This window comes from Micromonospora taraxaci (genome assembly GCF_007830095.1).
GTDB classification, from domain to species: Bacteria; Actinomycetota; Actinomycetes; order Mycobacteriales; family Micromonosporaceae; genus Micromonospora; species Micromonospora taraxaci.
On sequence record NZ_VIWZ01000001.1, the window covers coordinates 1,686,256 to 1,699,997 of the forward strand.

Annotated in this window: 13 protein-coding genes; 9 read left to right on the plus strand and 4 right to left on the minus strand. The window is 72.8% G+C overall.

The genetic code is table 11. From position 1 onward, the window contains the following. Positions 1–10 precede the first annotated feature (10 nt). The gene (locus FHU34_RS08020; protein ID WP_145779386.1) at positions 11–1,258 is read right to left on the minus strand and encodes a cytochrome P450; all 1,248 of its coding nucleotides are present in this window, start codon (positions 1,256–1,258) and stop codon (positions 11–13) included. Between the two features lie 144 nt (positions 1,259–1,402). On the opposite strand from FHU34_RS08020, the gene FHU34_RS08025 reads away from it, so the two are divergent. Then, complete coding sequence (locus FHU34_RS08025; protein ID WP_145779387.1) at positions 1,403–1,810, plus strand: hypothetical protein; 408 nt, start codon at positions 1,403–1,405, stop codon at positions 1,808–1,810. Positions 1,811–1,906: 96 nt separating this feature from the next. On the opposite strand, the gene FHU34_RS08030 is transcribed toward FHU34_RS08025, so the two are convergent. Then, the gene (locus FHU34_RS08030; RefSeq protein ID WP_030491749.1) at positions 1,907–2,125 is read right to left on the minus strand and encodes a DUF397 domain-containing protein; all 219 of its coding nucleotides are present in this window, start codon (positions 2,123–2,125) and stop codon (positions 1,907–1,909) included. A 69-nt stretch (positions 2,126–2,194) separates the two neighbouring features. Between FHU34_RS08030 and pepN the strand changes: the two genes are divergently transcribed. Next, positions 2,195–4,717, plus strand: coding sequence for an aminopeptidase N (gene pepN / locus FHU34_RS08035; RefSeq protein ID WP_145779388.1), 2,523 nt, complete (start codon positions 2,195–2,197; stop codon positions 4,715–4,717). A 47-nt stretch (positions 4,718–4,764) separates the two neighbouring features. Here pepN and FHU34_RS08040 read toward each other — a convergent pair whose 3' ends face one another. Both FHU34_RS08040 and FHU34_RS08045 read right to left on the minus strand, forming a co-directional pair. Then, complete coding sequence (locus tag FHU34_RS08040) at positions 4,765–5,979, minus strand: FAD-dependent monooxygenase (protein ID WP_145779389.1); 1,215 nt, start codon at positions 5,977–5,979, stop codon at positions 4,765–4,767. 158 nt (positions 5,980–6,137) lie between these two features. Continuing rightward, on the minus strand, positions 6,138–6,827 hold the full coding sequence (locus FHU34_RS08045; protein WP_145779390.1) for a PadR family transcriptional regulator: 690 nt from the start codon (positions 6,825–6,827) through the stop codon (positions 6,138–6,140). A gap of 112 nt (positions 6,828–6,939) precedes the next feature. On the opposite strand from FHU34_RS08045, the gene nadD reads away from it, so the two are divergent. From nadD to FHU34_RS08080, 7 genes are all read left to right on the plus strand, one after another. Further along, on the plus strand, positions 6,940–7,536 hold the full coding sequence (nadD, locus tag FHU34_RS08050) for a nicotinate-nucleotide adenylyltransferase (RefSeq protein ID WP_145779391.1): 597 nt from the start codon (positions 6,940–6,942) through the stop codon (positions 7,534–7,536). A 110-nt stretch (positions 7,537–7,646) separates the two neighbouring features. Further along, positions 7,647–8,054: a ribosome silencing factor gene (rsfS, locus tag FHU34_RS08055; protein WP_145779392.1), complete on the plus strand. Its 408-nt coding sequence runs from the start codon at positions 7,647–7,649 to the stop codon at positions 8,052–8,054. Next, on the plus strand, positions 8,051–8,680 hold the full coding sequence (locus FHU34_RS08060) for a histidine phosphatase family protein (protein WP_145779393.1): 630 nt from the start codon (positions 8,051–8,053) through the stop codon (positions 8,678–8,680). The genes rsfS and FHU34_RS08060 overlap by 4 nt, the downstream gene beginning before the upstream one ends. Positions 8,681–8,752: 72 nt before the next feature. Continuing rightward, positions 8,753–9,607 (plus strand): DegV family protein, encoded by an 855-nt coding sequence (locus FHU34_RS08065; RefSeq protein ID WP_145779394.1) that lies wholly within the window; start codon positions 8,753–8,755, stop codon positions 9,605–9,607. Between the two features lie 223 nt (positions 9,608–9,830). Further along, a complete protein-coding gene (locus FHU34_RS08070) occupies positions 9,831–10,205 on the plus strand; it encodes a VOC family protein (RefSeq protein ID WP_145779395.1) in 375 nt (124 codons plus the stop codon). 206 nt (positions 10,206–10,411) lie between these two features. Beyond that, on the plus strand, positions 10,412–11,218 hold the full coding sequence (locus FHU34_RS08075) for a ComEA family DNA-binding protein (RefSeq protein ID WP_145779396.1): 807 nt from the start codon (positions 10,412–10,414) through the stop codon (positions 11,216–11,218). A gap of 26 nt (positions 11,219–11,244) precedes the next feature. Further along, complete coding sequence (locus FHU34_RS08080) at positions 11,245–13,653, plus strand: ComEC/Rec2 family competence protein (RefSeq protein ID WP_425280567.1); 2,409 nt, start codon at positions 11,245–11,247, stop codon at positions 13,651–13,653. Positions 13,654–13,742: the final 89 nt, after the last annotated feature.

Consider the following 13,742-nt stretch of genomic DNA (forward strand, 5'->3'; position numbering starts at 1 on the left):
CGTCGTCCGATCAGTCGGTGCGGCGGATGTTGGTGATGGTCAGGCCGAGGGGCGGCAGCGCCGGCATCCGGCGCAGGTCCAGGGTCAGGTCCTGGACCGGTACGTCGTAGCGCATGGTGGTGGTCAGGTTGGCGACCGCCCGTTTCATCAGGTCGATGGTGATCCACTCACCGGCGCACCGGTGTCCGGCCCAGTGGTCGCCGCCGCCCTGCGGGATCAGCGCGAACGGGTCCACCCGTCGCCCGGCGAACCGTTCCGGACGGAACAACTCCGGTTCCGGCCAGAGCGTCGGGTGGTGGTTGGTGCCGTACAGGTCGAGCAGCACCCGACGGCCGGCGGGGAAGTGGTGGCCCTGCCATTCGAAGGAGCGCCGGACCCGGGCCGCCGCCATCGGGAAGAACGGGTAGTAGCGGCGTACCTCCTGGACGAACTGCTCGGTGGCCTCGTCGTCGTCGCGGACCCGGTCCCGCCAGCCCGGATGGTCGTGCAGGGCGAGCGCGGCGAAGGTCAGGTACTGGTCGACGGCGACCACCGGGCGCAGCAGGTTCAGGAGCTCCACCGCCGCGGTCCGGCGGGGGAGCAGGTTGCCCCGCCCGTCCCGGTGTTCGGCGATCACTGCCAGGGCGCTGCCGGCCGGTGCCGGAGCGAGACCGGTCCGGGTCCGTTCGACCAGGTCGGCGAGCCGGCGTTCGGCGCGGCGACGGGCGAGCCGTCCCCGCCAGTGCCGGGGTCCGGCCAGCGCCGGCGCCTCGATCATGGCGTGCAGCTCGACGGCGCGGTCCGCGACCTGTGAGGCGGGCAGCGGCACCCCGACCCAGGCGTACACCACCCGGGTCAGCAGTCGGCCCAGCTCGTCGTAGAGCGACACCGGCCCGGCAGCCTCCCAGGCGGGGATCCGGGCGAGCCACTCGTCGTCGAAGAGCTGGCCGAGCTGCCGGATGGCGGCCGGCGTCATGATCGACATGAACATCGCCTTGCGGTCGGCGTGTTCCGTCCCGTCGAGTCCCTGCACACCACCCCGACCGGTGAGGGTCCGCTGCACCCGCAGCGGCATCGCGGTGGCGCGTTGGAAGCGTTCGGTGTCGTAGAACAACTCGGTCGCCGGCCGGCCGCGCAGGCAGATGGTCGGGGCGAGCAGGATCCGGGTCCGGAACACGTCGCTGTCGTAGCGCTCACAGCGTTCGCCGATGAAGCGGTAGCCGGCGCGGAGCAGCGCGAGGGTGCTGTCCGGGCTGCGGTCGGCCGGCATACTCGCCATCGGGTCTCCTCACGCGCGGGGTCCGGCCGGCTGTCTACCCCGGTCGCCGCAGCTGAATCCCTGCGCGGACGGCACACCGGCTGGCCCCTCCCAGGGGCAGCGGAACCTGGTTTGCTGCTGGTGGGGCAACCACGGGGAGGGCGGATGCGCGACAACACATCACCGCACTGGCGGCAGCGGCGGGCGCTCGGGGCGCTGGGCGGGAGCCGTGACGGGCGGTCACTGATCGGGCCGCCCCGGCGGCCCACCCGGCCGCGCCGGTTCTTCACCGTGCACCTGGGCTTCACCGCGCCCGACGTGGCCGAGGCCCGTGAGCTGGCGGTGGCGTACGCGGAGGCGCTGAGCCTGCTCCGCGTGGAGGTCGCCCTCGGTGCGGCGGCCCTGTCACCGGCGGACGCCTGGCAGCGGGCCGAGCGGCTGTTCTGCGGTGCTGTCGGCCCGGACGGCGAGCGCTGCGTCGACGTCGCCGGCCATCCTGGTTTCCACCACGCCCCCGGTCCGGGCGGCCTCGGCTGGGGCGACGGCGACGGCCCCGGCCGGGCCGATGGTTGACCACCGGCCCGGGCCGGTCGTTCCGGTAGGGGAGGGCTGCGTGCCGGCGCCCCGACTGCGGGCACCGGCACGGCAACCGCACACCGGCCAGCGCGTTCAGTCCAGGTCGAACTCGCCGTCCTGCGCGCCGGCCACGAACGCGTCCCACTCGGCCTGGGTGAAGACCAGCACCGGTCCCTCCGGCTCGGCCGAGTTGCGCATCCCGATCAGATCGTCGACGAAGGCGACCTCCACGGCGCTGTCGGAGGTGTCCCCCTCGGCCCGCTGCCAGACCGCCCGAGAGAGGTCGAAGTCGCCCTTGGGGTGCTGCGCCATGGTTCTTTCCTCCAGTGCCGAGGGTCGTGTGGTGACCGGGTGCCGATCCCCATCGGGCAGGATAAGCGGATGCCGAGCCTGACCCGTGTAGAGGCGACCGCGCGTGGCGCGGCGATTACTGTCGAGTCCTATCAGGTGGACCTCGACCTGACCGGCGGCGCGGAGCTGTTCCGCTCCCGCGTGGAGATCCGGTTCCGGGCGACCCCCGGCACCGCGACCTTCGCCGAGGTCAAGCCCGCGAAACTACTCGGGGTACGCCTCAACGACCGCGACCTGGACCCCGGCCTGCTCGCCGACAACCGGCTGCCGCTCGACGACCTCGACGCGGAGAACACGCTCGTCGTCGAGGCGGAGATGGCGTATTCCAACGCGGGCGAGGGGATGCACCGCTTCGTCGACCCGGCCGACGGCGAGACCTACCTCTACGCGATGTCGTTCCTCGACAACGCGCAGCGCATCTTCGCCGCCTTCGACCAACCCGACCTCAAGGCCCCGTTCACCCTCTCGGTGACCGCGCCACCGGAGTGGACGGTCTCCGGCAATGCCGAGGTGGTCGCCAACCCGGCTCCCGGCCGGTGGGAGTTCGCCCCGAGCGCGCCGTTGGCGACGTACTTCTTCTCGCTCATCGCCGGGCCGTGGCACGTCCGGCGGGCCGAGCACGACGGTGTGCCACTGGGCATTTACTGCCGCCGGTCGCAGGCCGAGCACCTGGACGCCGACGCCGACGCCGACGAGATCTTCACCGTCACCCGGCAGTGCCTGGACCGGTTCCACGAGCTCTTCACCGAGCGCTACCCGTTCGGCAAGTACGACCAGGCGTTCGTGCCCGAGTTCAACGCCGGCGCGATGGAAAATCCGGGCATCGTCACCTTCCGCGACGACTACATCTTCCGCTCGGCGGTCACCGACACGCAGCGCGAGCAGCGGGCTAGCACCATCGCCCACGAGATGGCCCACATGTGGTTCGGTGACCTGGTCACTATGCGCTGGTGGGACGACCTGTGGTTGAACGAGTCCTTCGCGGAGTACCTGGGCACCCGGGTCACCGCCGAGGCGACCCGTTTCGACCAGGCGTGGACCACCTTCGCCATGCGCCGCAAGGCCTGGGGTTACGCCGCCGACCAGCGCCCCTCCACCCACCCGATCGCCCCGGAGGAGGTCGCCGACGCCGACGAGGGCCTGCTCAACTTCGACGGCATCTCGTACGCCAAGGGGGCCAGCGTGCTGCGGCAGCTGGTCGCGTGGCTCGGCGACGAGGCGTTCCTGGCCGGCCTCAACGCGCACTTCGCCGCTCACCGCTTCGGCAACGCCACCCTCGACGACCTGCTGGCCAGCCTCTCCAGCGCCAGCGGGCGGGACCTCTCCGGCTGGGCCGAGCTGTGGTTGCGTCGGCCGCAGGTCAACACGTTGCGCGCCGAGGTCGCCGTGGACGCCGACGGCCGCTACACCGAGGTGGCGGTGGTGCAGACCGCGCCCGAGTCGCACCCGGTGCGGCGCCCGCACCGGCTCGGCGTGGGCCGCTACTCGGCGGACGGCAGCGTCCTCCGCGACGAGGTGGACATCGACCCGGCCGTCGACGGTGATCGGACCGTGGTCAGTCAGCTGGAGGGCCTGCCGGCGGCCCGGCTGCTGCTGCTCAACGACGGTGACCTCACCTTCGCCAAGGTGCGTCTCGACCCGGCGTCGGCGGAGGCCGTTCCGCTGGTGCTGCCCGGTCTGACCGACCCGCTGGCCAGGGCTGTGCTGTGGGGCGAGGCACTGGACGCCGCTACCGACGGGGAGCGGCCGGTCGCCGGCCTGGTCGACCTGATGGTCGCCGCGCTGCCCACCGAGACCGAGGTGATCATCGCGGAGGACGTGCTGACGCTCAGCCGGTCGCTCGTCGACCGCTACCTCGACCCGCTGACCCGGTCGGCGGCGCTGGCCCGGGTCACCGAGGCGTGCCAGCGCCTGCTCGACGGCGCACCGGCCGGAGAATCGTTGCAGCTCGCCGCCGCACGAGGCTGGATCGCCACGACCACCGATGACGACCTGCTCGTCGGCTGGCTCGCCGGGCGGGACGTGCCGGCCGGCCTGAAGGTCGACGCGGAGCTGCGCTGGGCGGTGCTGCGCCGGCTGGTGGTGCTGGGCGCCGCCGGCGAGGCGGAGATCGCCATCGAGGCGGCCGCCGACGTCAGCTCCACGGGCGCGGAACGGGCCGCCCACTGCCGGGCCGCCCTGCCCGACCCGGCGGCGAAGCAGGCCGCCTGGGAGATCATCGTGCGGGACACCGACCTGTCCAACCGGCTGTTGGAAGCGACAGCCGAGGGGTTTTGGCAACCCGAACAGGCCGAGCTGACCGCCGCGTACGTCGACAGGTACTTCGCGGAGATGCCGGCCGCCGCGAGTCGGCGTACCCCCTGGACGGCCGACCGGGTGGCGGCTCTGGCGTTCCCCCGCTACGCCGTGGCGCAGCCGACCCGGGAGGCGGCCGCGGCGTTGCTGGCCCGCGACGACCTGACCCCCGGCCTGCGCCGGGTGGTGACCGACGCCGACGACGACCTGCGCCGCGCACTCGTCGCCCGAACGGCGGTGGCGGCCGCGTCGGCATGAGAGCAGTCGGGCGTGGGGTGGCCGACGAGCCACCCCACGCCCACCACTCAGCGCAGCGCGGGCTCCGCTGTGACCGGGGCGTCCCAGTCGATGACGTAGCGCTGCTCGTCGGCGACGGTCTTCTCCGGGTCCATCGCCGTGCGCACCAGCAGCGGCATCAGCAGCGGCATCAGCGTCCGGGCGACCGGCCCGGGCGCCTTGGCGTGGTTGATCCGGGCCGCACGGGCGGCGACCTTCTCCACCCGGGAGCGACGCAGCCGCACGTACGCGTCGAACGCCGACGCGACGTCCGGCAGGTCCCGCAGGCAGCGGGCGAGCTGCACAGCGCTCTCGATGGCCAGCGACGCGCCCTGCCCGGAACTGTTCGACGGCGCGTGGGCGGCGTCGCCGACCAGCACCATCCGCCCCCGGTGCCAGTGCGGCACCGGCGGCATGATCTGGAGAGCGCCGACCACCTGGAGTTCGTCGGCGATGCTGGTCGCCATCAACTCCCGGCCCGGGTCGTCGTCGCCGTAGCTGCTGCGCAGCGTGTCCAGCCACCGTTCGGCAGGCACCGCGCGGGCCTCGACGAGGCTCATCGGTCGCTGCTGCGGCAGGTTGACGCCCCACCGAGTGCCGCCGCCGGGCTCCGGCCAGTACAGGTAGTAGCCCCGTCGTCCGAAGGCGAACGTCATCGTGCCCGGCGCTGCGTCCACCTCGTGCCGGGCGACCGCCTCGAAGCCGAGCAGACCGGTGAACCGGGGGCCGGGCGCCGCCCTGTCGATGAGCCCCCGGACCGTGGACCGGACGCCGTCCGCGCCGACCAGCACGTCGGCGGTCGCGGCGGTCCCGTCGTCGAAGTGGGCGGTCACCCCGTCACCGGTCTGTTCGGCGTCGACCAACCGCTTGCCGTACGCGAACGTGACGCCCTCGGCGATAGCCCGATCGTGGAGCACCCGATGCAGCTCGGCCCGGTGCACCACGCGCAGCGGTGGCACCCCGGCCAGCGTGGGCAGAGCGATGCGGCGGCGGCCGACCGCCATCATGGTGCGCTCGATGGGGGTGGCGAGCGCCGTCACCGCCTCGTCCGCGCCCACCACGCGCAGGGCCGCCACCCCGTTCGGCGCGAGGGCGAGGGTGCCGCCGATGCCGCCGGCCTCACTGGCGGTGGCCGGGTACGCCTCGTGGACGGTGGCGGTGATGCCGGCGCGGCGCAGCGCCAGCGCCGTCACCGGGCCGGCGATGCCGCCGCCGATGACGATCGCGGTTCGTACCGTGGTCATGCTCTCTCCCTGGGGTGTCGTGGTCCGCGCAGGCGCACGGACCTGGGAGGGAGCCCGGTTATCCTCGTGTTTGCCGCTTCGGGCCGGGCACCTTCCCAGGTGTCGGTTCGGGGTAAGGGCTCCGGCGGGGTGTTGGCGCACCCCGCCGGAGCCGTCCGTCAGTCGGTCGTGTCGAGGTGCTGGCCGGTGCTCTGGGCACCGGTGGTCGGGGTGCTGGTCCTCTCCGCCAGCCCGGTCAGCTCGGCCGGCATCTCGCCGGTCTCGTGGAAGGCGCGCCAGGTGTCGAGCCCCGGGTAGCTCCCCGAGGTCAGCTCCACGAGCAGCGCCCGTAGCCAGGCGGCCTCCGCGTCCCGCATGGCCAGGTCGTACTCGGTCTCCACCAGGAACAGCCGCGGGATCTCCCGCAGATGGGCGGCGAGTGTCTCGCGGTCCCGACGCAGCGCGCCGTCCAGGCGATCGAGCCGCTGCCGGAGCAGGTCGGTGGCCTCGTCGGGATGCAGGGCGGCGAGGACGGACAGGCCGGCCCGGAACCGGGGATGCTCCGGCATCGGCGTGGAGACCAGCTCACGGGCCCAGTCGACCAGTTCCGCCCGGCCCGAGTCGGTGATGCGGTAGACGGTGCGTTCCGGGCGGCGGCCCTCGCGGAGGCTCTCCACCGCCTCGATCAACTGATGTTTGTCGAGGTTGCGGATCACCGTGTAGAAGGAGCCCCACTTGATCTCCATGTCCTGTTCCTTGCCCCAGGCGCGGAGTGTGGTGGCCATCTCGTACGGGTGCATCGGCCGCTGAACGAGCGCGGACAGCACGGCCAGCGCCAGCAGGTTGCCGACCTTGCGACGTTTCGCCACGACGCCCCCGTTCACTCGTCAACGATTACTCGCATACGAGTATAGGTCTTCGGTGGCCGAGCCGGTACCGGGCCGCAACAGCCCGCTCACGCCTTCGGCCTACGATCACGGGGTGGAGGAAGATATCCGGCGGATCGGGATCATGGGTGGCACCTTCGACCCGATCCACCACGGGCACCTCGTCGCGGCCAGCGAGGTGGCCGACCGGTTCGGCCTGGACGAGGTGGTCTTCGTCCCGACCGGGCAGCCGTGGCAGAAGGCCGACGAACCGGTGAGCCCTGCCGAGGACCGGTACCTGATGACCGTCATCGCGACCGCCTCCAACCCCCGCTTCCAGGTCAGCCGGGTCGACATCGATCGCAGTGGGCCGACGTACACGGTCGACACCCTGCGCGACCTTCAGGCCGAGTACGGCCCCAAGGTGCAGCTGTTCTTCATCACCGGAGCGGACGCTCTGCAACGCATCCTGTCCTGGAAGGACCTGGACGAGATCTTCGAGCTGGCCCACTTCGTCGGTGTGACCCGGCCCGGGTTCGCGCTGACCGACAAGCACCTTCCGGCGGACACCGTCAGTCTGATCCAGGTGCCGGCGATGTCCATTTCGTCGACCGACTGCCGCGCCCGGGTCGCCCGGGGTGAACCGGTCTGGTACCTGGTCCCCGACGGTGTGGTGCAGTACATCGCCAAGCGGAGCCTCTATCAGCACTGAACCCGCCCGATATGCCCCTGTTTCCACCTTGCACCGACCAGAACTGCCCGGTCGGTGCGTCGGCGGGTGTGAGACGCTTGGAGGATCGCACGCCTGATCGAAGGAGAACGGTGACAGTTTCCGAACGCGCTCACGAGCTGGCTATCGCGGCCGCCCAGGCCGCCGCCGACAAGAAGGCGCAGGACATCACGATCATCGACGTCGGCGACCAGCTCGCCATCACCGACGCGTTCGTACTCGCCGCCGCTCCCAACGAGCGTCAGGTGCTGGCCATCGTCGACGCCATCGAGGAGAGCCTGCTGGAGCTCCCGGAGAAGGCGAAGCCGTTGCGGCGCGAGGGCGAGCGCGGTGGCCGTTGGGTGCTGCTCGACTACGTCGACATCGTGGTGCACGTCCAGCACACCGAGGAGCGCGAGTTCTACGCCCTCGACCGGCTCTGGAAGGACTGCCCCACCATCCCGTTCGTCGACCGCGACCTGGTCGAGGCCGAAGCCAGCGGGTCCGCCGCAGCCGAATGACCAAGCTGATCGTCTGGCGGCACGGCAACACCGACTGGAACGCCGCCAACCGGGTCCAGGGGCAGACCGACGTACCCCTGAACGAGCTTGGCCGCGACCAGGCCCGCGCCGCCGCGCCGCTGCTCGCGGCGCTGCGGCCCGACGCCATCGTGTCCAGTGACCTGGGCCGCGCCGCGGAGACCGCCGCCGCACTGGTCGCGTTGACCGGCCTGCCGGTCCGCACCGACGCACGGCTGCGCGAGCGGCACTTCGGCCAGTGGCAGGGCCTGCACCTCACCGAGGTCGCCGAGCGCTTCCCCGAGGAGTACGCCCGCTGGCAGGCCGGCGACCCCGCTCCCGGGGTCGACGTGGAACCGTTGCACGACCTCGGTGAGCGGGTCGCCGCCGCGCTGCTGGAGGCCGCCCACGCGGCACCGGGCGGCACCGTGGTGATCGCCACCCACGGCGGCGCCTCCCGGCAGGGCGTCGGTCACCTGCTCGGCTGGGACGCGTCGGTGCTGCGCGCCGTCGGTTCGCTCGCCAACTGCCACTGGACCGAGCTGCGCCATGACGACGTCCGGGGTTGGCAGTTGCGGGCGCACAACGTCGGCCTGATCACCGCCCCGGTCGCCGTCGACGCGGTCTGAGCACGATCCTCGCCCCGGCTGGGCGTCATCGCGCTTCGTCGTTCGGCGTCCCGATCGGCTAGCGTGCCGGGCATGCCCGTCGCGGTCGTCATCGACTCCACCGCCTACCTCCCGCCCGAGCTGGTGCACGCGCACCGGCTGACCGTCGTGCCGTTGACAGTCGTCCTCAACGGCGCGGAGGGGTTGGAGGGGGTGGAGACCCAGCCGGCCGACGCCACACTGGCGCTGAGCGCCCGCCGGGTCACCGCGACCACCTCCCGGCCGGCACCGGAACAGTTCGCCCGCACGTACCGCCGACTGTTGGACGACGGCGCCGACGGGATCGTCTCGGTGCACATCTCCGCCGCCCTGTCCGGCACCGTCGAGGCCGCCCGCCTGGCCGCCGCCGACTTCGACGGGCGCGTCGAGGTCGTGGACAGTCGCTCGACCGGCATGGGTCTCGGCTTTCCGGCCATCGCGGCCGCCACCGCCGCCGAGGCCGGCGTCGACCTCGCCGGTGTACGCGACGCCGCGCTCGCCGCCGTCGCCCGCACCACCGTCTGGTTCTACGTCGACACGCTCGAGTTCCTCCGCCGAGGCGGTCGGATCAACGCCGCCGAGGCGCTGCTCGGGACCGCCCTCTCCGTCAAGCCGATCATGCACATGCCGAACGGGACGATCGTGCTGCGGGAGAAGGTCCGCACCGCCAGCCGCGGAGTGGCCCGGCTCGTCGACCTGGCCGTCGAGGCGGCCGGGGACGACGACGTCGATCTCGGGGTGCACCACCTGGCCGCGCCGCAGCGAGCCGAGGCGTTGCTCGTCGCGCTGACCGGGCGGTTCGGTGACCGGCTGCACGACACGTACGTCTCCGAGGCCGGCGCGGTCGTCGCCGCCCACGCCGGCCCGGGTCTGGCCTGTGTGGTCGTCCACCGCCGTCCGGCCGACTGACCGCCTCGCCCCGCTGTGTTAGCCTCCGTGCGCGCCCCAGATGGGCCTACCCCCCGGAGGTTCTGGCTACTTCAGCCACCACGCCGAGATTGACGCCATGCACGCGTCTCTCGTGCGGGATCCGGGGCGTCGGCGCCCTCGGGGTTTTGTCATCGGTGTGGCTGGGTGGGGGCTGTGGGCTTCCGGTCGGGTCTACGGATCTACCGGGAAGAAGACGGTACCGATGACAGTCACGTTCAACCACACCATCGTCGTCAGCAAGGACAGGAACGCCTCGGCGGCGTTCTACCGGGAGCTGTTCGAGTTGCCGGAAGCGCCGTCGTGGGGGCCGTTCACCAACGTCCAGCTGGACGAGGGCGTGCTGCTCCAGTTCGCCGAGCCGCCGGTGGACATCCAGATACAGCACTACGCGTTCCTCGTCGACGACGAGTTGTTCGTCAGGTGCCTGAGGTTCATCGAGGGGCGTGGCATCACGTACTGGGCCGACCCGAAGCTGGAACGGGAGGGGGAGACCAACACCGAGCACGGTGGGCGGGGCTTCTACTTCATGGACCCGTCGGGCCACATGATCGAGATCATCACCCGGCCGTACCTGTAGCTGTCGATTCGACGGCGGTCGGGCCGTCGGGCGAGGACGGGCATCGGTTCCGGCGACGCCTGTCGAGGAACACTCGACGACGGCCTGGCCCGTGCGGCCATAGCAGATCGCGGGCATGATCAGGGCGTTGTCCACAATGGTGTCGCCTGTCCACAGGCCGATGCCGAGGAGTCCCGCCGCAGCGTCCGCCGCCATAGCGTCGCCCTGTGTCGCACGACGAGGAGACAGAGGTACGCCAGCGCCTGCGGCGGCTGACGGAGGCGGTCGCCGCACCGGTGCCACCCCGGCCAGCGGGGGCGCCCGTGGGCGTAACCGTGGGTGGCGTGCTGCCGTCCCGGGTTGCCGCGCCGCTCGCGGAGCCGGCCCCCGGCGGCCTCGCGAGCGAGCCCGAGTCGCGACTGGCCGGTCCGGGGGCGTTCGATCCAGGGCGACGCGGGGTGCGGGCCTTGGCTGTCGTCGCCGTGGTGGTGGTGTTGGGGGCGGCAGCCTGGGCCTGGCGGTCCCGGCCCCAGTCGGAGGCGGTCGCACCGCTGGTCAGCGAGGCCCCGTCGGCCGCCTCGACGGGTGACCCCAGCGGGCCCGGCCCCGGCGAGCTGGTGGTGGCGGTCGCGGGCAAGGTCCGCAAGCCCGGTTTGGTACGGCTGCCTGCCGGCTCCCGGCTCGCCGATGCGGTCCAGGCGGCCGGTGGTCCACTGCCCGGTGTCGACCTGGCGCTGCTCAACCCCGCCCGCAAGGTCACCGACGGGGAGCTGATCGTGGTCGGTGTGACGCCTCCGCCGGCACCGGTCGGCCCGGCGGGAGGTGGGGCGGCAACGGCCGCCGGCCCGCTGAACCTCAACACAGCCACCCTGGCCCAACTCGACGCGCTGCCCGGGGTCGGGCCGGTGCTCGCCCAGCGGATCCTCAGCCACCGGGACCAGCACGGCGGGTTCAAGGCTGTCGGCGACCTGCGTCAGGTCGACGGGATCGGCGACGCACGGTACGAGCAGCTCAAGGATCTGGTGACGGTGTGAGGGAGTCCACCGCCGCTGGTCTGCGGCTGACCCCCGTGGCCGGTGGCGCGCCGCAATCGCCGCCGGCCGATCAAGCCCCCGCCCAACCGCCGGATCTGCGACTGGCTGGGCTCGCCGTGGCGGCCTGGCTCACCGCGCTCGCTGGCCTGCACCTGGGCGGCCTGGCCGTCCTGCTGGGCGCCAGCGCGGCGGCCGGTGTGACAGCGGCCGGTGCTCTGCATCTGCTCGGCCGCCTCGGCCGTCCCCGGGCCGTGGCGCGGCGCTACGGGTGGATCGCCGTGGCGGTCGGTCTCGGCGTGGTTGCCGGTGGTGCTGCCACCGGAGCGCGCCTGGCAGTTCGCGACGCACCGGCGATCCGTGCCCTGGCCGAGCAGCGTGCTCTGGTCACAGTTGATCTGGTGGTGAGGGACGATCCGCGTCCGATCCGCAGCGCCGGGCGGCCGGGCATGCTGCTGGTGTCGACGGAGTCGGTCCGGCTCACCGGCCCGGATGGCCGGCGGATCCACGCGTCGGTGCGGCTGCTCGTCCTGACGACCGACCCCACCTGGCGGGGCCTGCTGCCTGGGCAGCGCCTCAGCGCCGACGGCCGGCTCGGCGTTCCGCGTGGTGGCGACCTCACCGCAGCCGTGCTCAGCGCCGACGGCCCGCCGGAGCGGCACGGTGTGTCGTCCTGGGCGCAGCGCGCTGCCGGGTCGCTGCGAGCCGGCCTGCAACGAGCCTGCGCCCCGCTGCCCGACGATCCGGGTGGGCTGCTCCCCGGGCTGGTGGTGGGGGACACCAGCCGGCTGCCGCCCGCCGTCGAGGCGGACTTCCAAGCAACCGGAATGACACACCTCAACGCTGTTTCGGGGAGCAACGTCGCGATTGTCGTAGGCGCCGTGTTGCTGCTGGCCCGATGGTCACGGGCCGGGCCGTGGCTCGCCGTCGGGCTCTGCGGGGTCGCACTGGTGGGCTTCGTCATCCTGGTCCGTCCGTCACCGAGCGTCGTACGGGCGGCGACGATGGGAGCGATCGGTCTCGCCGCGCTGGCGGCCGGCCGGCCCCGAGCCGCGCTGCCCGCGCTTGCCGCCGCCGTCACCGTGCTGGTGCTGGTCGACCCCGAGTTGGCCGGTGATCCCGGGTTCGCGCTCTCGGTGCTGGCCACCGGCGGCCTGTTGCTGCTCGCGCCACGCTGGCGGGACGGGCTACGACGGCGGGGAGTACCGCCCGGGCTGGCGGAGGCGCTGGCCGTGCCGGCGGCGGCGCAATTGGCCTGTGGCCCGGTCGTCGCCGGAATCTCCGGCACGGTCAGCCTGGTGGCCGTGCCGGCCAACCTGCTGGCGGTGCCGGCCATCGCGCCGGCGACAGTGCTGGGCGTGTTGGCGGCCATGGTGTCGCCGGTCTGGCCGGGTGGCGCCGAGTTCCTCGCCTGGCTGGCGAGCTGGCCGGCCTGGTGGTTGGTGGTCATCGCCCGGCAGGGCGCCCGGCTGCCGGGCGGCACCGTGCCGTGGCTGGGCGGGCTGCCCGGCGCTCTGCTGTTGTCCGCACTGACCGTCGCGCTGCTGGTCGCGGTGCGCCGACCACTCGTACGGCGGCTGGTGGCGGTCGTCGGCGTGGCCACGGTGCTGGGTGCGCTTCCGGTGCGGCTGGTCTTCGCCGGCTGGCCGCCGCCGGGTTGGGTGGTGGTGGTCTGCGCCGTGGGTCAGGGCGACGCCGTGGTGCTGCCGGTCGCACCCGGCCGGGCGGTCGTGGTGGACGCCGGGCCGGAGCCGGGTGCGGTGGACGGCTGCCTGCGACGGCTCGGCGTACGGGAGGTGCCACTGCTGGTGATCAGTCACTTCCACGCCGACCACGTGGGTGGGGTGGCCGGGGTGTTCCGGGGACGGCGGGTCGGTGCCGTGCTGACGCCCTCGTCGACTGACCCGGAGAGCGGCCGGGACCTCGTCCGGGCGGCGGCGATCGGCGGGCGGGCCGCGTTGCTGACCACCGTGGCGGGCGCTCGACACCCCGTGGGCGGGGTGGACCTGCTGGTGCTCGGCCCGCCGTACCCGCTGGCCGGCACCAGGTCCGACCCGAACAACAACTCGGTGGTGCTGCGCGCCACGGTGGCCGGGGTGCGGATCCTGCTGCCCGGCGACGCAGAGACCGAGGAGCAGCACGCGATGCTGGCGAGGGCGACGCCCGGCCAGTTGCGGGCGGACGTGCTGAAAGTCGCCCACCACGGTTCGGCGTACCAGGATCTCGGGTTCCTCGACGCGGTGCGGCCTGCCGTCGCGCTCGTGCCGGTCGGCACCGGCAACACCTACGGGCATCCGAGCCCCGGGCTGCTCAGTCGGTTGGGCAGGGGTGGTGCCCGGGTGCTGCGCACCGACACCGACGGCGACCTGGCAGCGGTTCGGACGAGGAACGGCCTGGCGGTGGCCCGCCGAGGGGTGCCACCGGGCCGGCAGCCCTGAGACCGGGCGGGTTTAGGAGTGGACGGACCGCGCCCGAATTGCGCATTAATTGGCAATTGAGATAGATGTCGGGATTTGCGTTGTGTGCG

Excerpts from the sequence above, each read along its gene's own strand:
- FHU34_RS08025 (WP_145779387.1), top strand. The coding sequence starts at position 1,403 with ATGCGCGACAACACATCACCGCACTGGCGGCAGCGGCGGGCGCTCGGG.
- FHU34_RS08070 (WP_145779395.1), top strand. The coding sequence starts at position 9,831 with ATGACAGTCACGTTCAACCACACCATCGTCGTCAGCAAGGACAGGAAC.
- FHU34_RS08060 (WP_145779393.1), top strand. The coding sequence starts at position 8,051 with ATGACCAAGCTGATCGTCTGGCGGCACGGCAACACCGACTGGAACGCC.
- pepN (WP_145779388.1), top strand. The coding sequence starts at position 2,195 with ATGCCGAGCCTGACCCGTGTAGAGGCGACCGCGCGTGGCGCGGCGATT.
- FHU34_RS08020 (WP_145779386.1), bottom strand. The coding sequence starts at position 1,258 with ATGGCGAGTATGCCGGCCGACCGCAGCCCGGACAGCACCCTCGCGCTG.
- FHU34_RS08065 (WP_145779394.1), top strand. The coding sequence starts at position 8,753 with ATGCCCGTCGCGGTCGTCATCGACTCCACCGCCTACCTCCCGCCCGAG.
- FHU34_RS08030 (WP_030491749.1), bottom strand. The coding sequence starts at position 2,125 with ATGGCGCAGCACCCCAAGGGCGACTTCGACCTCTCTCGGGCGGTCTGG.
- FHU34_RS08040 (WP_145779389.1), bottom strand. The coding sequence starts at position 5,979 with ATGACCACGGTACGAACCGCGATCGTCATCGGCGGCGGCATCGCCGGC.